14 protein-coding genes are annotated in these 18,806 nt (G+C 68.5%); 8 read left to right on the top strand and 6 right to left on the bottom strand.

Translation table 11 applies throughout. The annotated features are described in order from the left end of the window. Positions 1 to 11 precede the first annotated feature (11 nt). Both J3A72_RS01455 and J3A72_RS01450 read left to right on the top strand, forming a co-directional pair. The gene (locus J3A72_RS01455) at positions 12 to 917 is read left to right on the top strand and encodes a recombination-associated protein RdgC (protein WP_005411825.1); all 906 of its coding nucleotides are present in this window, start codon (positions 12 to 14) and stop codon (positions 915 to 917) included. A gap of 59 nt (positions 918 to 976) precedes the next feature. Continuing rightward, positions 977 to 1,756 carry a SprT family zinc-dependent metalloprotease gene (locus tag J3A72_RS01450; protein WP_032962385.1) on the top strand — a complete coding sequence of 260 codons (780 nt, stop codon included), beginning with the start codon at positions 977 to 979 and terminating at the stop codon, positions 1,754 to 1,756. A gap of 325 nt (positions 1,757 to 2,081) precedes the next feature. Here the strand turns inward: J3A72_RS01450 and J3A72_RS01445 are convergent, their stop codons facing one another. Continuing rightward, positions 2,082 to 2,948 carry a methylglyoxal synthase gene (locus J3A72_RS01445; RefSeq protein WP_014035467.1) on the bottom strand — a complete coding sequence of 289 codons (867 nt, stop codon included), beginning with the start codon at positions 2,946 to 2,948 and terminating at the stop codon, positions 2,082 to 2,084. A 166-nt stretch (positions 2,949 to 3,114) separates the two neighbouring features. On the opposite strand from J3A72_RS01445, the gene J3A72_RS01440 reads away from it, so the two are divergent. Further along, entirely contained in the window at positions 3,115 to 5,523 is a 2,409-nt protein-coding gene (locus J3A72_RS01440; protein ID WP_075075921.1) for an ATP-binding protein, read from the top strand. On the opposite strand, the gene J3A72_RS01435 is transcribed toward J3A72_RS01440, so the two are convergent. The 3 genes from J3A72_RS01435 to J3A72_RS01425 form a co-directional block, all read right to left on the bottom strand. After that, positions 5,509 to 6,954 (bottom strand): FAD-dependent oxidoreductase, encoded by a 1,446-nt coding sequence (locus J3A72_RS01435; RefSeq protein WP_041862916.1) that lies wholly within the window; start codon positions 6,952 to 6,954, stop codon positions 5,509 to 5,511. The two genes, J3A72_RS01440 and J3A72_RS01435, sit on opposite strands and share 15 nt — an antisense overlap. A 61-nt stretch (positions 6,955 to 7,015) precedes the next feature. Next, entirely contained in the window at positions 7,016 to 11,470 is a 4,455-nt protein-coding gene (gene gltB, locus J3A72_RS01430; RefSeq protein ID WP_075075920.1) for a glutamate synthase large subunit, read from the bottom strand. A gap of 174 nt (positions 11,471 to 11,644) precedes the next feature. Next, positions 11,645 to 12,034: an I78 family peptidase inhibitor gene (locus J3A72_RS01425; protein WP_014035471.1), complete on the bottom strand. Its 390-nt coding sequence runs from the start codon at positions 12,032 to 12,034 to the stop codon at positions 11,645 to 11,647. Positions 12,035 to 12,145: 111 nt separating this feature from the next. Here J3A72_RS01425 and J3A72_RS01420 point away from each other — a divergent pair, with 111 nt between their 5' ends. After that, a complete protein-coding gene (locus tag J3A72_RS01420; RefSeq protein WP_014645460.1) occupies positions 12,146 to 13,204 on the top strand; it encodes a DNA topoisomerase IB in 1,059 nt (352 codons plus the stop codon). Here the strand turns inward: J3A72_RS01420 and J3A72_RS01415 are convergent. Continuing rightward, positions 13,192 to 13,500 (bottom strand): hypothetical protein, encoded by a 309-nt coding sequence (locus J3A72_RS01415; RefSeq protein WP_014645461.1) that lies wholly within the window; start codon positions 13,498 to 13,500, stop codon positions 13,192 to 13,194. The genes J3A72_RS01420 and J3A72_RS01415 overlap by 13 nt on opposite strands. Positions 13,501 to 13,718: 218 nt before the next feature. Here J3A72_RS01415 and J3A72_RS01410 point away from each other — a divergent pair, with 218 nt between their 5' ends. The 3 genes from J3A72_RS01410 to J3A72_RS01400 all read left to right on the top strand — a co-directional run bounded on the left by J3A72_RS01410 (position 13,719) and on the right by J3A72_RS01400 (position 17,173). After that, complete coding sequence (locus tag J3A72_RS01410) at positions 13,719 to 14,825, top strand: SDR family oxidoreductase (protein WP_075075919.1); 1,107 nt, start codon at positions 13,719 to 13,721, stop codon at positions 14,823 to 14,825. A gap of 116 nt (positions 14,826 to 14,941) precedes the next feature. Continuing rightward, on the top strand, positions 14,942 to 16,357 hold the full coding sequence (locus tag J3A72_RS01405) for an XVIPCD domain-containing protein (RefSeq protein WP_075075918.1): 1,416 nt from the start codon (positions 14,942 to 14,944) through the stop codon (positions 16,355 to 16,357). Positions 16,358 to 16,360: 3 nt separating this feature from the next. Continuing rightward, the gene (locus J3A72_RS01400) at positions 16,361 to 17,173 is read left to right on the top strand and encodes a hypothetical protein (protein ID WP_075075917.1); all 813 of its coding nucleotides are present in this window, start codon (positions 16,361 to 16,363) and stop codon (positions 17,171 to 17,173) included. Here the strand turns inward: J3A72_RS01400 and J3A72_RS01395 are convergent. Further along, complete coding sequence (locus tag J3A72_RS01395) at positions 17,108 to 18,229, bottom strand: serine hydrolase domain-containing protein (RefSeq protein ID WP_075075916.1); 1,122 nt, start codon at positions 18,227 to 18,229, stop codon at positions 17,108 to 17,110. The genes J3A72_RS01400 and J3A72_RS01395 overlap by 66 nt on opposite strands. A gap of 189 nt (positions 18,230 to 18,418) precedes the next feature. Here J3A72_RS01395 and J3A72_RS01390 point away from each other — a divergent pair, with 189 nt between their 5' ends. Then, positions 18,419 to 18,805, top strand: a complete 387-nt coding sequence (locus tag J3A72_RS01390) for a BlaI/MecI/CopY family transcriptional regulator (RefSeq protein ID WP_049448297.1) — start codon at positions 18,419 to 18,421, stop codon at positions 18,803 to 18,805. Position 18,806 lies beyond the last annotated feature (1 nt).

The following is an 18,806-nucleotide window of genomic DNA, read 5'->3' as shown; positions in this document are numbered from 1 at the left end:
TCCGGAATTCCATGTTCTTTCGCAACCTGACGTTCTTCCGTTTCCCGACCACCACCGATTTTTCCGAAGTCGACACCCTGCTGCCGCACGCCCTGCTGAAGCCGGTCGGCGCGCTGGAAATGAATTCGCGCGGCTTCATCTCGCCGTTCGGCCGCGAGGAGAAGGAACTGCTCTCCCACCGCATCGCCGAACACCTGTGGCTGACCGTGGGCGGCGAGGACAAGATCCTGCCGGCGGCGGTGGTCAACGACCTGCTCGAGCGCAAGCTGGAGGAGATCGAGGAGAAGGAAGGCCGCCGCCCGGGTGGCCGCGAGCGCAAGCGGATGAAGGACGACCTGCTGCATGAACTGCTGCCGCGCGCCTTCGTGAAGTCCTCGCGCAATGATGCCTTCATCGACCTGCAGCACGGCTACGTGGCGGTGGATACCTCCAGCCGCAAGACCGGCGAGTACTTCATGTCCGACATCCGCGGCCTGCTCGGCAGCTTCCCGGCGATGCCGCTGAACGCCGAAGTCGCACCGCGTTCGATCCTGACCGGCTGGATCGCCGGCGAGCCGCTGCCGACCGGGCTGAGCCTGGGCGAAGAGTGCGAGATGAAGGATCCGGTGGAAGGCGGCGCCGTGGTCAAGTGCCAGCACCAGGAACTGCGCTGCGACGAGATCGACAAGCATCTGGACGCCGGCAAGCAGGTGACCAAGCTGGCGCTGATCTTCGAGGACAACCTGTCCTTCGTGATCGGCGACGACCTGATCGTGCGCAAGCTGAAGTTCCTCGACGGCGCACTGGACCAGCTGGAGCATGCCGACGAAGACGGCCGCCGCGCCGAGTTCGACGCCCGCTTCGCCCTGCAGAGCGCCGAGATCCGCCGCCTGTTCCTGTTGCTGGAAGAAGCGTTCAAGCTCAGCAAGGCTGACTGAACAGGCACCCTGTGGGCCGCCGGTCATCCGGCGGCCCGAAGCAGCGCTATGCTGGGCGCATGAGCCGTCTGCTGCGCCGCCTGATCAGCCCGACCCCGCCCGCTACCGTGCAGCGCGACACCGTTCGCCTGCGCCTGGAGGATGCCGAGATTGAGGTGCTGCGCGTGCGCGATCCGCGCGCGCGCCGGATCAAGCTGAGCGTGGACGAGCGCGGCGCACGGTTGACGCTGCCGCCGCGGGCCAGCCTGGTGATGGGCGAGCGATTCCTGGAACAGCACCGCGACTGGTTGGCGCTGCAGCTGCGCCAGTACCAGAGCCAGGGCCTGCCCGCCCCGTTGCAGCCGGGCGAGGACGGCGTGCTGCCACTGCGCGGCGACCTGTTGCCGCTGCGCTGGCAGGAAGGCCGCTATGCGCGGCTGGAGATCGACGAACACGGCGCCTGCGTGCAGTGGCCGACCCGTGCCGGCGATGCCACCCTGCGCCGCCTGCTGCGCGAGTTCTACGAAGCACAGACCCGCGCCGATGTCGGCCGCTGGCTGCCGAAGTACCTGCCCACCCTGCCACGTGCACCCAGCCGCCTGCGGCTGAAGGTGATGTCTTCGCAATGGGGCTCGCTGGCGCCGGACGGCAGCATGGCACTGGACCTGGCACTGGTGCTGGGGCGCCCTGAAGCATTCGAGTATGTGCTGGTGCACGAACTCTGCCACCTGATCCAGCCGAATCATTCGCCCGCGTTCTGGCACGAAGTGGAACAACGTTTCCCCGCTTGGCGCGAGCAGCGCGACTACTTCCAGCTGGAAGGGCGCAGGCTGAAGGCGATGCTTCGCCAACTGCTGTAGAGCTGAGCCGATGCTCGGCTGACGCGCGTGGCGCGGATATCCAGCCCTCGCGATCGACAGCAGCCGAGCATGGCTCGGCTCTACAAAAGCGCGCGCAGCGCGCGACCCGCTCCTGCTCTTCCTTCTTTCTTCCGTGATGGGCACACAGGAAACTGTCCGTGGCCGGGCGGGGTGGGTTGCGCAGGGGCGTGAGCCGCATGGATGCGGCGACCGAGCTTACAAGGACGTACTTGCAGCGACCCCTGCGCAATCCACCCCGCCCGGCAGAGCACGGCTTCTGATTTGAACGACCCACCACGAGGGGCTCAGCCGTTGGCCGAAACCCTCACCCCGCCCGCAACGCCGCCGCTGCCGCCCAGCGTGCCGCCACCCGCGGCGCCGTGATGCACACCGCCTGGTCGGTCACCGTCGTCACCGCGCGCTCCAGCAGCTGGATATCGGCCTCGTGCTGGCGTGCCACATGCGGGTCCTCGAAGAAGATCGCGCGCTGGCAGCGCCCCTCCAGCACCCGGTCGGCAATCTGTGCATCGCCGCCCATCGGGCCACTCTGGTAACGCGTCACCCACGGCGTATCGCTGGGCCAACCCCGGCTCCAGGCCAGCTCGTTCAAGCGCTGCCCGGTGGTGCCCGTCGCAACGCGTTGGCCAAACCGGGCCAGCACATCGAAGTGTTCATCGGCGAAGGCCAGCATCGCCGGCTTCATCGCATCATGCGCGATCAGCGCCAGCGTCTGCCCCTGGAAGGCATGCAGGTCGTCGGCACCGGTGTCGGCAGCCAGCCCGGCGTGGATGCGCTCCACCTCGATCCAGTCGCGTGCAGTGGCCACGGTTGAAATGAACGGCTTGCCGTGGATCACGCACTGCCGCTTGAGCGCGGTTGCTTCCGGAAACACCGAGGACGGATCGACCGGGTCGATCAGGTAGATCGCACCGTCCAGTGTCCGCTCCGGCCCCATGCCGACCACTTCGGCCACCAGCTTCATCAGGCCCCCCTCGCGCCCGTAGGGATACCGGTGCAGGCCGCCGTAGCCGGCCAGGAATCCCTGCCGTTCGATCGCATCGTGGGTGCGCCCGACCGCATGCAGTGACACCCCCAGTTCGCGCAGGCCTGCCTCGCTGGCACGCAGCCAGCGGAACAGCGCCGCGCGCGCATCGTGGTGATGGAGACGGTTGGCAGCCAGGCCGATACGCATCGAGCGCTCCGTAGGACGGGTAGAAGCGGCAGTGTATGTCGGCATTCGCCGATGCGGATGCTTTTCCAATTTTTCTCATTGTCGCGGAAGCCTGCCTCGCTAGCGTGGCTGGCAGCGGTACCGCTGCGCGGCCGTGGTTCCTGCCCGCGAAATGAGGACGTCTACCGTGAATGTCGCCGGCCGCCGCGCCGTCGCCGCCGTCATGGCATCGCTGTTGCTGCCCGGCATCGCCGCTGCATCCGGTTGTACGGGCCCCCTGCAGGTGGCATGGCGCTCCGACCGGCCGCCCCTGTCATACAGCCAGCAGGGCGAGGTTGCGGGACTGGCCGCGGATTACCTGCCGCTGCTGGGCATGCAGGCGGCGCAGCATGCGAAGCCGTTGCCTGCGACGGTACTTACCGAGGGAGCACTGCCGGCCGGCACCCAGGTGCTGCTGGGCTGGCCGCGCGCACAGCTGCCGACAGGCTGGGTGGCCAGCAGGGCCTACCTGGAGGTGCCGCAGGTGATCGTGCGGCGCGAGGGCGCCGCTGCGGTGCTGGGGCTGGAGGGCCTGCGTGGCCGCAGCGTGGCCAGCCCGGACCGGCTGCCGCTGGAGCCATTGCTGGCCGAGCAGGCACCGGGGGCGCAGCTGCTGGCCCCTGCGCCGCTGGACCACGCGCTGTCACTGCTGCGCGCCGGGCTGGTCGACGCCGTGGTCGCCAATCTCGCTGAACTGGAGGCCGCGCTCCGCGCGGAGCCAGGCGATGCTGTGGTGATCGCGGCACCCGCGGGCTTCGGCGATGCACTGGTACTCGCGGCCGTGCCGGCCTGTGCCGAGGTGGTCGCTGCTTTCGACCAGCGGCTCCTGCAGGAGAGCGATGCACATCGCGCGTCGAGCCGCAGCGCCTGGCTGCCGGACCGGCCACGCGCGCGGCTCACCGGTTCGGCGCTGCGCTGGCTGGTGCCGGCGTCGCTGATCCTGCTCGCGCTCGTGCTGCTGCATGCCTTCGGCTACTGGCGCGTGCATCGCGAGAGCGTGCGTCGCCGCGTGCTGGAGCAGCGGTTGCACGACGTCACCGCGAACCTGCCGGCGGTGGTCTACCAGGCCCGCCGTTCGGCAACCGGCCACTACAGCCTGGCGCAGATCGCCGGTGACGTGCAGGCGTTGTTCGGCGTAAGCGTGGAGACTGCGCGGATCGACCATCTGCAACTGCTGGCCGCGGTGCATGCCGACGACCGCAGCCGGGTGATGGCGTGCATCGAAGCGGCCGCGCTGGTGCGCGGTCCCATCGACGTTACGTTCCGCACCCGGTCGGCGCAGGGCTGGCGCTGGGTCCGATCACAGGGACGACCGCTGCAGTGCGATGACAGCAGCGTGGAGTGGAGCGGCTACTGGTTGGATGTCAGTGAAGCACAGGCGCGTGCCGTAGCGCTGGCCGAGGCGCGCCGCGCGGCCGAGCAGGCGGCGCTGGCCAAGAGCCATTTCCTGGCGACCATGAGCCACCAGATCCGCACGCCGATGAGTACCCTGCTGGGCATGCTGGAGCGATTGGCTGCCAGTGACCTGGATGCGGGCCAGCGGCAGGTGCTGACCACCGTGGGTGATGCCGCGCAGATGCTGCGGCAGATCCTGGACGATGTGCTGCACAGCCAGCGCCTGCAGCCAGCGCCACTGCAGCTGCGGCCGACCGATCTTGCGGCGCTGGTGCGCGCGGTGCAGCAGCTGTTGATGCCCGTCGCGGCCAGCCGCGGCCTGCACCTGCACAGCGAGATCGACCCCATGCTGCAGCAGTGGTCGCTGGCCGATGGGCTGCGCCTGCGCCAGGTCCTGTTCAACCTGGCCGGTAATGCACTCAAGTTCACTCTGCAGGGAAGCGTGGTGCTGCAGGCCCATGTGCTGCAGCAGCGCGATGGCGGGCAGCGGTTGCGCCTGCAGGTGACCGATACGGGCGTGGGCATCAGCATGGAGCGGCAACAGGCGGTATTCGCTGCCTACGAGCAGGCCGAGACCTCGACCACGCGCCGCTTTGGTGGCAGTGGGCTGGGCCTGTCGATCTGCCGCGAGCTGGCGGCATCGATGGGGGGCCAGCTGCACCTGCGCAGCGCGCCGGGCAAGGGAACCACCGTATGGCTGGAACTGGTGCTGGCGGCCTGTGCGGCACCGACGGTGGTACCGGTGCTCACGACGGCCGTGCAACGGCCGCTGCCGCCGGCGCGGGCACTGGTTGTTGAAGACCATCCGACCAACCTGCAGTTGCTGGTGCAGCGCCTGCGCGAGCTGGGGCTGCAGGTACACGCCTGCGACGACGGCCAGCAGGCATGGGAGGCCTGGCAGGCGCAGCCCTTTGATCTGGTCATCACCGACTGCCATATGCCGCACATGGACGGCTTCGCGCTGGCACGGGCGATCCGTGGCGATACCTGTGCCATCCGTGCGCAGATGCCGATCGTCGCGCTGACTGCCAGTGTGCTGGAACGCACACGCGAGGCCTGCCGTGATGCGGGCATCGACCATTTCCTGGCCAAGCCGGTGGCGCCGTGCGAACTGCGCGCGCTGCTGGAGGAGCTGCTGTTGCCGGACTCAGTGCGCCAGTAGGCGGACGATGCTGGCAGCGGCATCGCGGCCTTCGGCCACGGCGGTCACCACCAGGTCTGCACCGCGTACCGCGTCGCCACCGGCGAACAGGCGTGGATGCGCGGTCTGGAACGGCAGGCGGTCCTTGCCCCCGGCGACGATGCGGCCGTTGGGCTGGCCTTCCACCCCCAGGTCCGCCAGCCACGCCGGCACGCTCGGCGAGAAGCCGAAGGCGATGATCACCACGTCTGCTTCCAGCAGGGATTCACTGCCTTCGATCGGCACGGCGTTCTGGCGGCCATTGGCATCGGGCTCGCCCAGCCGGGTTTCGACCACGGTCACGCCGATCACTTCATCGTCGGCGCCGGCTTCGATCGACAGCGGCTGGCGGTTGAACAGGAAGCGCACGCCCTCTTCGCGCGCATTGGCCACTTCGCGAGCGCTGCCGGGCATGTTGGCTTCGTCGCGCCGGTAGGCGCAGGTGACCTTGGCCGCGCCGAGGCGCACCGCGCTGCGCACGCAGTCCATGCCGGTATCGCCACCACCGAGCACCACCACCCGCTTGCCGTTGAGGTCGGGCAGGGCGATGGTGTCTTCCCAGCCGGCAATCGGCCGGCCCTTCGGGTCATCGCCGCCGACGATGCGGCTGTTCTGCACCAGGAACGGCAGCGCCGGCAGCACGCCCTTCAGGTCCTGGCCGTCGAGGCCACCATCGGTGTAGCGGTAGGCGCCGGTACCGATGAACACCGCATCGTGGGTGTCCAGCAGCTGCTGCACGCTGAGGTCGCGGCCGATCTCCACGCCGAGGCGGAACTGCACGCCCATGCCCTCCAGCACGCCGCGGCGCCGGTGGATCACGTCCTTGTCCAGCTTGAAGCTGGGAATGCCGAACTGCAGCAGGCCGCCGATCTGCTCGTAGCGGTCATAGACCACCGCGGCAATGCCGGCGCGGGCCAGGCGGTCGGCGCAGGCCAGGCCCGCGGGACCGGCCCCGATCACCGCAACGCTGCGGCCGGTCGGCTGCACCGCGCCCAGGTCAGGGCGCCAGCCGCTGGCCAGCGCGGTATCGACGATGTATTTCTCCACCGCACCGATGGTGACCGCACCGAACTCTTCCAGCGTGCAGCTGCCCTCGCACAGGCGATCCTGCGGGCAGACCCGGCCGCACACCTCCGGCAGCGGGTTGGTGCTGTGGCACAGCGTGGCGGCTTCGTGGATGCGGTTCTCCTGCACCAGCTGCAGCCACTGCGGAATGGCGTTGTGCACCGGGCACTTCCAGCTGCAGTACGGGTTGCCGCAGTCCAGGCAGCGGCCCGCCTGGTACTGGGCGTCCTCCTTGCCGAACTTTCCGTACAGCTCGCCCCAGTCGCCGGACGTGCGCAGTTCCACCGGGATGCGCTGCGGCATGGTGCGGGGCAGGTCGAGGAACTGGAAGGCGTGCTTGCGGCTCATGGCGGGCTCTGGAATGCGGGGGGGAACGTTGCCGGCCAGCGGCCGGCACTACCGGAAAACATCACGCGGCGCGTCGCAGGGTTTCGGTCAGCGACTCGATGCTGGCGGCCTTGGGTTTGACCAGCCAGAACTTGCCGATGTAATCGCGGAACTCGTCCAGGATCTGTTGTGCCCAGATGCTGCCGGTCAGCTCGCGATGGCGGCCGATCAGGCGGTGCAGGTGCTGGCGGTAGTTCTCGAAGCCTTCGGCGGACACGCGATGGATGTCGATCAGCTCGTGGTTGTAGCGGTCGACGAAATCACGGTCCACGTCCAGTACGTAGGCCAGGCCGCCGGTGAAGCCGGCGCCGAAGTTCAGCCCGACCTTGCCCAGCACCAGCACCACGCCATCGGTCATGTACTCGCAGCAGTGGTCACCGGCACCTTCGACCACGGCCAGTGCGCCGGAATTGCGCACCGCGAAGCGCTCGCCGGCGCGGCCGGCAGCGAACAGCTCACCGCCGGTGGCACCGTACAGGCAGGTGTTGCCGATGATGGCGGTGCTGCGTGCCTCGAAGCGCGCGCCACGCGGCGGCCGCACCACCAGCCGGCCGCCAGCCATGCCCTTGCCGACGTAATCGTTGGCTTCGCCTTCCACTTCCAGGTGCAGGCCACCGACATTGAAGGCGCCGAAGCTCTGCCCGGCGCTGCCACGGAAGCGCAGTTCCAGCGGTGCCTCGGCCATGCCCTGGTTGCCGTGCGCGCGTGCCACCGCACCCGCCAGGCGGGTACCGATGCTGCGGTCGGTGTTGTGGATCAGGAAGCGATGCTCGCCGCCGCGCTTGTGCTCGATGGCCGGGGCCAGCAGGCCATCCATCTGCGTGGCCAGGCTGTCCGGCGATTCGTACAGGCGCTGCGCGGCGCAGTGGCTGCCCTCGTAGCGGCTGTCGGCCAGCAGGCGCGACAGGTCCACGCGCACGCCGTCGCGCGGCGCGGATTCGATCTGGCGCAGCAGGTCGGTACGGCCGACGATCTCTTCCAGCGAACGCGCGCCCAGGTAGGACAGCCAGCCACGCACTTCCTCGGCCAGCAGCCGGAAGAAGTTCTCCACGCGCTCGGGCTGCCCGGTGAAGTGGTTCTCGCGCAGGCGCTCGTCCTGGGTGGCCACGCCGGTGGCACAGTTGTTGAGGTGGCAGATGCGCAGGTACTTGCAGCCCAGCACGATCATCGGCGCGGTGCCGAAGCCGAAGCTGTCGGCGCCCAGCAATGCGGCCTTGACCACGTCCAGCCCGGTCTTCAGGCCGCCATCGGTCTGCAGCAGGGTACGGCCGCGCAGGTCGTTGGCGAGCAGCGCCTGGTGCGCCTCGGCCACGCCCAGCTCCCAAGGCACGCCGGCATAGCGGATCGAGCTGACCGGCGAGGCACCGGTGCCGCCATCATGGCCGGAGATGGTGATCAGGTCCGCACCGGCCTTGACCACGCCCGCCGCAATCGTTCCGACGCCGGCATGGCTGACCAGCTTCACCGACACCAGCGCGGTCGGGTTGACCTGCTTGAGGTCGTAGATCAGCTGCGCCAGGTCCTCGATCGAATAGATGTCGTGATGCGGCGGCGGCGAAATCAGGCCGATGCCCGGGCGCGCATAGCGCAGCCGCGCGATCAGTTCGTTGACCTTGTGCCCGGGCAGCTGGCCACCCTCGCCGGGCTTGGCACCCTGCGCGACCTTGATCTGCAGCACCTCGGCATTGACCAGGTACTCGGCGGTCACGCCGAAGCGCCCGGAGGCCACCTGCTTGATCTTGCTGCGCCTGGCGGTGCCATAACGTGCGGGGTCTTCACCGCCTTCGCCGGAATTGCTGCGGCCCCCCAGGCGATTCATCGCAATCGCCAGCGCTTCATGCGCTTCCGGTGACAGGGCGCCGAGGCTGATCGCCGCGGTATCGAAGCGCGGGAACAGTTCGCTGGCCGGGGCCACTTCATCGAGCGGTGCGGGCGTGGCGGCAGGGACCAGTTCCAGCAGGTCACGCAGTGCCGAGGGCGGGCGCGCATGCACCGCATCGCAGTACTGCTGCCAGGCACGCGGATCGCCGCTGCGCGCCGCGCGCTGCAGGGTGGTGACCACGTCCGGGTTGTACATGTGGTACTCGCCGCCGTGCACGTACTTCAGCAGGCCGCCGACATCCACGTCCTGCTGCGCGTCCCACGCCTGCGCGCACAGCTCGCGCGCGTCGGCATCCAGGCGCGCGAAACCCGCGCCACCGATGCGCGAGGCGGTATCCGGGAAGCACAGATCGACGACCTCCGGTTCCAGGCCGATGATCTCGAACAGCTGCGCGCCGCGGTAGCTGGCCACGGTACAGATGCCCATCTTCGAGATGATCTTCGACAGCCCCTTGTAGACGCCCTTGCGGTAGCGGCGGCCGATCTGCGACTGCTCACCGCCCTTGCTGAGCTTGAGGATGCCACGGCGGCCCAGGTCGAACAGGGTCTGGTAGGCCAGGTACGGATACACCGCCGTGGCGCCGAAGCCGAGCAGGCAGGCCATGTGATGCGGGTCGCGCGCGGTGCCGGTCTCGACGATGAGATTCACGTCGCAGCGCAGGCCCAGCCGCGAGAGGTGGTGGTGGATGGCGCTGGTGGCCAGCAGCGCATGCACCATCGGCCGCCCGGCCACCGGGTAGCGGTCGGACAGCAGCAGCATCACCATGCCTTCGCGCGCGGCCTGTTCGGCCTCGGCGCAGATGCGCTCGATGCCGGCACGCAGGCCCTCGTCTTCGCTGTAGGACAGGTCGAGCAGACGGTTGGCCTGCGCGTACTGGTCCATCTTCAGCAGCTGGCGCAGCTTGCGCTGGCTGAGCACCGGCGAATTGAGGATGACGTGGTTCACCGTCTCCGGACCGGCATGGAAGATGTTGGTCTCCTTGCCGAGCTGGGTGGACAGGGACATCGCGCAGTCTTCGCGCAGCGGATCGATCGGCGGGTTGGTGACCTGCGCGAAGGCCTGGCGGAAATAGTCGTACAGCGGGCGGCTGCGCTGGCTCAGCACCGCCATCGGCGTGTCGTCGCCCATCGAGCCGGTGGCTTCCTGCTCGGTCTCGGCCAGCGGCCGCAGCACCTGCTCCACTTCCTCGCTGCTGAGCTGGTACAGCTTGTGGTAGCTGCGCAGGGTGGCTTCGTCGAACGGCTCTTCCACCAGCGACGGGTCGATCAGTTCGGTCTGCAGGTAGGTCACGCCCTGCTGCAGCCACTGCTTGTAGGGCGCGCGGCCGCGGTTGATGCGGTCGACCGCATCGGAGTCGAGCAGGTCGCCGCGCTTGAGGTCGATCGCGATCATTTCGCCGGGGCCGAGCTTGCCCTTGCGCACCACCCGCTCGGTGGGCACTTCCCACACGCCCGCTTCAGAGGCAACCAGGAAGTGGCGGTCGGCGGTCAGCATCCAGCGTGCCGGGCGCAGGCCGTTGCGGTCGAGGGTGCAGACGGCGTAGCGGCTGTCGCAGGCAACGATGCCGGCCGGGCCATCCCACGGCTCGCTGTTCAGGCCGTGGAACTCGTAGAACGCGGCCAGGTCCGGGTCCTTGAACTCCAGCGACTGGGTGGCCGGCGGCACCAGGATGCGCAGCGCCTGGATCAGCTCCATGCCACCGGCGACCATCAGTTCCAGCATGTTGTCCAGGCTCTGCGAGTCCGAGCCGTGCATGGAGATCACCGGGTCGAATTCGGCGATGTCGAAGCGCGGCGTCTTCCACACCTTGCTGCGCGCCTGGGCCCAGCGGCGGTTGCCTTCGATGGTGTTGATCTCGCCATTGTGGGCGAGCATCCGGAACGGGTGGGCAAGCGGCCAGCGCGGCAGCGTGTTGGTCGAGAAGCGCTGGTGGAACACGATCGCGCTGGAGGCCAGTTCGCGCCGCTGCAGGTCGGGATAGAAGCGGCTGAGCTTGTCCGGCAGCACCATGCCCTTGTAGCTGATCGCATCGGGGGTGAGGGTGGTGACGTAGAAATCAGCGTGATCGCGCAGCTGCTGTTCGCTGCGGCGACGGGCCAGGAACAGCGCCAGCGCGAAGCCGGCATCGTCCTGGCCGACACCGGCATCGACGAACACCTGTTCGATGCGCGGCAGGGTATCGCGCGCCAGCTGGCCGCAGACGCTGTCATCGGTGGGTACCTCGCGCCAGCCGGCGACCTTGCAGCCGACCGCTTCCACCTGCGCCTGCAGCTGGGTACGGCAGGCGTCGGCGGCCTCGCTGTCGTGCGGCAGGAACACCAGGCCGGCAGCGAAGCGCGCGGCGGTGGTGATGCCGGCTTCGCTGGCCAGCAGTTTCAGGAATGCATCGGGGCGGCGCAGCAGCAGGCCACAGCCATCGCCGGTCAGGCCATCGGCGGCGACGCCGCCACGGTGGGTCATGCGCGAAAGCGCGGCGATGGCGGTATCAACCAACAGGCGCGAAGGTTGATCGTCGAGCTGGGCGACCATGCCAAATCCACAGGCATCGCGCTCGGAGCGCGGGTCGTAAAGCCCTTGGCGGTTGCGGGGGGCCATCTCTACCTCGATGCGTATAGGGTTGGCGGCGACACTCGTCCCCGCTCATTCCCTGGAGCGCATCGTGAGGCCACCGGATGCCTCGACTAGATCACAGGTTGCTGCAGCGCCGCAATACACGGTTGCAGGTGCAACAGAACGCGCCGGCAACCCCGTGCCGGCGCGGGGTCGCCCTCAGCCGCAGCGCACGCCGCTGACCAGGCCCTTGTCGTCCACTTCGATGTTCAGGCGGTCGCCGAGGAATTCCATCGTGGCCACGTCGTTGGGCTTCATGACGCGCAGCTGGTGGGCACCGGCATCTTCCTGCGCCTGCTTGCCCAGCGCGTCGGCGTAGGCCTGGCCGACCAGGCTCTGCACCTGGCTGGCATCGCAGGTGCCGACCGGCGGTGCCTCGGTGGCCTTGCCGGCTTCGTCGGCCGGTGCCTTGGCGGCTTCGGCAGCCTGCTGGGCATGGGCCGTGGCCGAATCCTGTTCATCCAGCGCCGGTGCCTGGCAGGCGGTCAGGGCCAGCACGGCCGGCAGCAGCAGGGCGGAGAGCGAACGGGCGCGAATCGGGAACGACATCATGACTCCGGAAGGGATTGTGAAAGCCCGAGCATAGCGGCGAACCGATCCTCACGTGTTTGTCTTGTGTTATCGACAGGATCGCGGCAGCGCGGCAGCGACACTGCACGCATGCCGACACCCTCTACCCCCGAACGACAGGCCGCGCGCGCTGCGGGCCTGCGCTATGTCGATGACACCCAGCCGGGCATCAGCCGGCGCCGCGCCGGCAAGGGCTTCAGCTACCGCGATGCCGATGGCCATGCGGTGCGCGATGCCGCCACCCTGCAGCGCATCCGCGCGCTGGCGATTCCACCGGCCTATACCGCCGTATGGATCTGCGCCCACGCCAATGGCCATCTGCAGGCCACCGGCCGCGATGCCCGCGGGCGCAAGCAGTACCGCTACCACGCCGATTGGGCCGCAGTGCGCGACGCCGGCAAGTTCGACCGGGTGATCGCCTTTGGTGAAGCACTACCCGCGCTGCGGCGCCGGCTCAGCCGCGATCTCAAGCACAGCGGCTTCCCCCGCGAAAAGGTGCTGGCGGTCGTGGTCGCGCTACTGGCCGACACCCTGGTGCGGGTAGGCAATGAGTCCTATGCCAAGGAAAACAGATCCTTTGGCCTGACCACGCTGCGCAACCGGCACCTCGACCTGCTGCGCGGCGGGCGCGTACGGATGCGCTTCCGCGGCAAATCCGGGCAGCTGCACGAAGTGACGGTAGGTGACCGCCGGCTGGGCACGCTGGTGCGCGGCGTGCAGCAGTTGCCGGGCCAGGCGTTGTTCCAGTATCGCGACGACGACGGTGCCATCCAGCCGGTCGACTCCGGTGCGGTCAACGATTACCTGCGCGAGGTGATGGGCGAGGAATTCACCGCCAAGGATTTCCGCACCTGGGGCGGCACCCTGGCCGCGGTGCAAGCGTTCGCGGCCACCGAGTTGCCCGAACCGGCCAGCCAGCGTGCGCTGGCCAAGGTACAGCGTGAGGTGGTGTGCAAGGTGGCGACCCAGTTGGGCAATACGCCTGCGGTGTGCCGCAAGGCCTACATCGACCCCTGCGTGTTCGCCGGCTGGGAGCGCGGTGAACTGGCGGAACTGGCCGGCCTGCGTGGGCCGCGCCAGTGGGAGCAGGCCACCCTGCGCGTGCTGCGCAGGGCGCGCCGGCTCAGCCGCAGACGTCAGCCGCAATAGATCGCGGTGATGTTGTTGGTGCGGCCCTTCTCGATGGTCAGGCGGTCACCGCCTTCGTGTGCCGGCGGCACGCGCGGGCCGTCATGGCGCAGCACCTGCACGTGCAGGCTGTCGCTGTCCACGCGCGCGCGCTCGACGGTTGCGGCGGAGGCGGCCAAGCCGAGCGCACCACGCACCCTGTCGCTGTGGCACTGGCCGGAAATCACGCCGTCGATCGGCTGCACCTGGGCCACCGGCGTACTGCTGCAGGCGGCGAGGGCGAGACAGACGGCGGCGGTGGCGATGGCATGCTTCATGGAAGGATTCCTTGGTGTGGTTGCGTGCAGCGTGCGACGGCGCACGTGGTGGCGGAATGAACACCGTGCACATCGTGGATACGGTGCGCTCACCCCCGCCAACAGTCTGGGTGGAGACACTGCAGTCGCGGCGGATGCCGCCCCCGGTACTGCGGCGCACGCGCCCGGTAGTGCCGGCCGCTGGCCGGCGATCCCATTCCCCCCCCGAGGAGACCTGCATGGCCACCACCCGAAAGACCCCCGCCCGCCGCAAAGCCTCACCCAAGGTGCGCAAGGGCAGCACCGCGACCCAGACCGCTGCCGACCCCGCTCGCCCGCGGGTGGTGAAGACCGCAACCCGCAAGGCGGCGGCTGGTGATCCCCGCGCCGCCCGCGTTGCCGCCCGGCAGCGGCGCCTGCAGGACCAGGAAAAGGCCAAGGATGCCCGCGCGGCCAAGAAGGCCACGAAAAAGACCGCGACCCAAGCCGGCGCACGCCGCCAGCCGGAGGCCATGCCGGCCCAGCAGCTGGCAAAGCCGGGGCGCGAACACGAACTGGAGCTGGCACCGCGCTTCCTCGCGCCGGACTACACCGGCAGCGGCAAGCTGCAGGGCATGCGCGCGATCGTCACTGGCGGTGATTCCGGCATCGGCCGTGCTGTGGCCGTGCTGTTCGCACGCGAAGGCGCCGATGTGGCGGTCCTGCACCTGGACGAGGCCGAAGATGCCGACATCACCCGCCAGCACGTGGAGCGCGAAGGTGGCCGCTGTGTGGTGATCGCCGGTGACGTGCGCGACCCGCGCTTCTGCAACAAGGCGGTCAAGCAGGTGGCCAAGGCCTTCGGTGGCATCGACATCCTGGTCAACAACGCCGCGTTCCAGCTGCACTGCGAGCGGCTGGAGGATCTGGAAGACGCGCACCTGCAGGAGACGCTGCAGACCAACATCGGCGGCTACATCCAGATGGCGCGTGCGGTACTGCCGCATCTGGGCGAGGGCGCCAGCATCATCAACACCGGCTCGGAAACCGGACTCTTCGGCAGCAAGGCGCTGATCGACTACTCGGCCACCAAGGGCGCGATCCATGCGTTCACCAAGGCCCTGGCCAGCCAACTGCTGCCGCGCGGCATCCGGGTCAACTGCGTGGCGCCGGGGCCGGTATGGACGCCGCTGAACCCGGCCGACAAGCAGGCCGGGGATGTCGCCGAGTTCGGAAAGGACAGCGACATGGGCCGGCCTGCACAGCCTGAAGAGCTGTCACCGGCGTATGTGTTCCTGGCCTCGCCGGTCTGTGCAAGCTACATCAGCGGGGCGATCCTGCCGGTGATGGGTGGGCCGCGCGGCTGAGTCGTGTCGGTTCCCGCCTGGATCCGGCGGGGCAGCAAAGGTGTGCGGCCTGTCAAAGGCCCCACCGTGCGATTGGGGTAGGCTGATCCTGTACCGACCATGTTCAAGGACCGACCATGCCCGAAATGGATATCAATGCCGCAGCCAACGAGGTCGTCGCCCTGCTGCGGCGGAACGATGCGCGTGCTGCCGCCACCCGCCTCCAGGCCCTGCACGACGGCCAGAGCGCAGTGGTGCAGGAATCGCTGGATCGCTATATCTCGGCGCGTGCGGCCGCCGAGCTTGAGGGCTTGCGCCGGAACGGGGGCGTGGCCGCAGCGGATGCAGCTACGGTGAATCCGATGCTGGATCGCTTGGGCGAGGCGACGCGCCCGCCGCGGATGCCCGATGCTGCCGAGACAGCGGGATTGAGCCAGGCCCAGCAGTACGACGTTTATGGCAGCATCGTGGCCCAGCGCGGCAACATCGCAGCGAACGATGCAATGGCAACCCAGGACCGCGCGGTGCTGGGGTTGCGCGATGAGAACCGCACCACCGAGGCGCGCGGACGTGGGGTCTACGATGACCGCATCGTGGTGCTGTGGAAGGATGCGCAGGGCCGCGGCCACGTGCGCGAGTTCAACCAGGCCACGACCGAGCCGACCGCCCAGTACGACGGACATGCCAAGACCGCGCCGCGCAGCCCGGGCTTTGGCAATGTGGCGCCGCGTACCAAGACCGAGGGTGAGGACGTCAACGGCGACCGGGTCAAGGATCTGGGGCGCCTGGGCGAGGGCACCATCGAGATGCGCGCCACCACCCATCCGCGCAATGGCCATCCCGATGAGTTCGCACTGCGTCCTTCGCAGGACGCGATCACTGCGGGCGCCGGACGGGTGGAGCGCGACAGCAATGGCGATGGCTGGTTCGATGCGCGTGATACCCAGGGCGTACAGGACCTCAACGACACCTTCAAGATCCATCGTGGCAGCCGTTCCAACACCGATTCGGCCGGTTGCCAGACCATCGGTGGCGGCGAGTATGACGACTTCGTGTCGACGGTGCGCGGCACGCCTGGGCAGAACCGCTGGCAGTACGTGCTGACCTCGGTTGCACCCGGCCAGACGCGCGAATTGGGGCAGGACGTGCCGCTCGCGGCCAACGATGACCCCCGTCAGCCGCAGCATCGCGATCATGCCCTGCAGCAGCAGATCAGTACGCGCCTGCAGGCCCTGGGCGGACGCTACGCCGAGCATGCCGAGGACTACAGCCTGGTGATGCTGCGCGAAGCGAAGGCCGCGGGCATCACCCGGGTCGACCAGATCGTGGCCAGCAATCCCAGCGCCGGCCGTGCGGCTGGCGAGACACTGTTCCTGGTGCAGGGCAGCCCGGGCGATCCTGCGGCGCTGCGCGCAGGGGTCAATGCGGCCGAGGTGCGCGAGACCGCGGTGGAATCCAGCCTGCGCCAGCTGCAGCAGCAATCGCGCGAACAGGCTGCACCTGCGCCCGCGCCGGCACAGCAGCAGGACGCGCCGGCGATCGGAGGGCGTTGATCGATGATCCGATCGCAGTTGACGCCGAGCGTTCCATTGATGCTGCTGCTGGCCTGCAGTGCCTGCGCGCCCGCTGGAGAGCGCGTCGCGCCGGTGGCGCCCACTGCCAGCTCGGCCGCGAAACCGGAGGCCCTGCCTGCGCAGACCCTTCCCACGGATCGCGGACTGCCTGCATTGCCGAAGGCTTCCGGCAGCGGCCATCCCGGCGGCCGCTACGCTACGCTGCCCGAACCTGCCAGGCAGGTGCTGGCGCAGTTGAAGTGCAACGTGGAGAGCGCCAGCAAGGTGCAGGTGCTCTCCATTCCCGCGCAGGATGGCCAGCAGGATTTGATGGTTACTGATCGCAGCGGGCCGCGTTTCCGCTATTGGATGCGGTCGTTCTCCGGCAGTGGCGGTACCACCGGCTATCTGGTGCAGCTGCAGGGCTGCCCGGCAACCACCACGGGCATGCGCGCCTACATCGCACAGGGAGCCGCACCGCTGCAGGATGTCACCGCATCCATCCTGGCGCAGGCCGGATTGCCCGATGCGGCGACCATGACGGCCTACCAGGAAAAGGGCGCGGGCGATCTGTTCGCCTTCATCGGCGTGCTGGACAAAGTGCCAGTGCTGCGCTGGGTGGCCGAAGCCGACCCCGAACAGCCACTGGCCGCCGATGCACGCAGCTTCGACCATGGCAATGCCATCCACGGCGGTTTCCTGCACTGGAACCAGGATCACTTCGAAGTGGCCAGGGCCGTTCCCGCCGCGCTATGGCCCTGCGATGACAGCCCGTTGCTGCCGTGCAAGGCCGACCCGTTCGTGACGGGGCGTTGAGGCATCGCGCACATAGAAGTCGGCAATGCGCGGAACGAACTGCTGCGGATTGGCACCGACAAGATTGGTCAGCACCACGACCGCCACGCCGCGCTCGGGATAGACCACGAAGGCCGAGCGCGCACCGCCGATACCGGCCACCTGAAGGTCGGGCGATGCGCGCAGCACCGGCCAGCCACCCGCCCATGGGCCGGCACGGCCATCGACCAGGCGCTCCGCGCTCCACATCCGCCGCAGGGCCGTCTCCGGTAGCAGGCGGCCTTCGGTCAGCGCGACCAGCCAGCGCGCGGTGTCGTCGGCGGTGGTGAGGATGCCGCCACCTGCCCACAGCGAAGGCGGTATGTCGTAGAACCAGTGCGACAGGCGGGACGGTGCATCCGCAGCGTCGGTGGCACGTGGGGCCAGGCTGTACATCGTCGCCGCATCCGGAATCAGGTCGTAGCTGTCGCCGAAGGTGGTGCGGGCCATGCGCGCGCTGCTGAACTGGCCGGTGGCGAGGAAACGTTCGTAGGGCATGCCGGATTGCTTCGCGATGATTCGTGCCAGCAGTACGTAGTTGGTCTGGTTGTAGGCGAAGCGCTGCCCGGGTTCGGCTTCGACCGGCTGCGCAGTGACGGCCGCCCACGCCTGCGCTTCTGAGCCAGCGCCCAACAGCCCGTTCGCATCAAGGATGTCCGGAAGGCCGGAGGTGTGCGCCAGCAGCTGGTGTACGCGTACGTCTCTCCACGCTGGTGGAAGATCATCCAGGTAGCGCGAGGCCGGCGCGTCCAGATCCAATCGCCCCTCCTGCGCCAGCTGCGCGGCGGCCACGCCGGTGAAGGCCTTGGTGGCCGAGTTGAGCGGGAAGCGGGTGTCGCGCGAGGCAAGCACACCATTCTCGACATTGGCCAGGCCATAGGCTTCGGACAGCACGATCTGCCCTTGCTTGACCACCGCGACCTGCAACCCGGGGATGCGCTGCTCCAGCATGATCTGGCGGATCAGGCGGCGGGTCTGGTCGTTGGCCTGGTCCTGGCTGGCAGAGATGGCGGTGAAGGGCAGGGCACTGATGAGCATGAGTACGACTCGAAGCGTTGGGCGGAACATGCGGAATTCCTGCAGGGCGTCCGGATCGGATGCAGCCGGCGCGCCAAAGGTTTAAGCGCTCGGCGCCCCTACCGTTCGTCGGCCCATGACTTCCGGGGGGTTGACTACAGTTGTCGTCAAGCTGACAGTGACGACACGTGTAGTCAAGGGAGTGGTGTCATGCGTGGCAAGACCATCGGGGACCAGGAACTGGCCCTGCTGCAGTACATCGATGAACATGCGCCGGCCACGGTCGGTGAGGTCGCCAGTGGCTACGGCGAGGCCCGTGGCCTGGCCCGTTCCACCGTGCTGACGATGATGGAGCGGCTGCGGGCCAAGGGGTATCTTCAGCGCCAGCAGCAGGACGGCGTCTACCGCTACCAGGCCACCCGTGGCCCGGAAAGCGTGCTGCAGGGGGCCGTGGCCCAGTTCATCGACAACACCCTCCAGGGCTCGGTGTCGCCATTTGTGGCCTACCTGTCGCAGCGCCAGCAGGTCAGCGACAACGAGCTGGCCGAGTTGGAAGCGCTGGTCGCCCAACTCCAATCGCGTCGCCACGAGGGCTGAG

Origin of the sequence: Stenotrophomonas sp. PvP093, from assembly GCF_017876915.1 — a bacterium.
GTDB lineage: Bacteria > Pseudomonadota > Gammaproteobacteria > Xanthomonadales > Xanthomonadaceae > Stenotrophomonas > Stenotrophomonas muris.
The sequence above is the reverse complement of the archived record's forward strand: the minus strand, read 5'-3'. Positions and strand labels throughout refer to the sequence as shown.

Coding starts and splice junctions, on each gene's coding strand:
- J3A72_RS01415 (WP_014645461.1), bottom strand. CDS start 13,500: ATGAAGCATGCCATCGCCACCGCCGCCGTCTGTCTCGCCCTCGCCGCC.
- J3A72_RS01445 (WP_014035467.1), bottom strand. CDS start 2,948: ATGCGTATCGGCCTGGCTGCCAACCGTCTCCATCACCACGATGCGCGC.
- J3A72_RS01400 (WP_075075917.1), top strand. CDS start 16,361: ATGATCCGATCGCAGTTGACGCCGAGCGTTCCATTGATGCTGCTGCTG.
- J3A72_RS01420 (WP_014645460.1), top strand. CDS start 12,146: ATGCCGACACCCTCTACCCCCGAACGACAGGCCGCGCGCGCTGCGGGC.
- J3A72_RS01450 (WP_032962385.1), top strand. CDS start 977: ATGAGCCGTCTGCTGCGCCGCCTGATCAGCCCGACCCCGCCCGCTACC.
- gltB (WP_075075920.1), bottom strand. CDS start 11,470: ATGGCCCCCCGCAACCGCCAAGGGCTTTACGACCCGCGCTCCGAGCGC.
- J3A72_RS01390 (WP_049448297.1), top strand. CDS start 18,419: ATGCGTGGCAAGACCATCGGGGACCAGGAACTGGCCCTGCTGCAGTAC.
- J3A72_RS01405 (WP_075075918.1), top strand. CDS start 14,942: ATGCCCGAAATGGATATCAATGCCGCAGCCAACGAGGTCGTCGCCCTG.
- J3A72_RS01425 (WP_014035471.1), bottom strand. CDS start 12,034: ATGTCGTTCCCGATTCGCGCCCGTTCGCTCTCCGCCCTGCTGCTGCCG.
- J3A72_RS01455 (WP_005411825.1), top strand. CDS start 12: ATGTTCTTTCGCAACCTGACGTTCTTCCGTTTCCCGACCACCACCGAT.
- J3A72_RS01435 (WP_041862916.1), bottom strand. CDS start 6,954: ATGAGCCGCAAGCACGCCTTCCAGTTCCTCGACCTGCCCCGCACCATG.
- J3A72_RS01395 (WP_075075916.1), bottom strand. CDS start 18,229: ATGCTCATCAGTGCCCTGCCCTTCACCGCCATCTCTGCCAGCCAGGAC.
- J3A72_RS01410 (WP_075075919.1), top strand. CDS start 13,719: ATGGCCACCACCCGAAAGACCCCCGCCCGCCGCAAAGCCTCACCCAAG.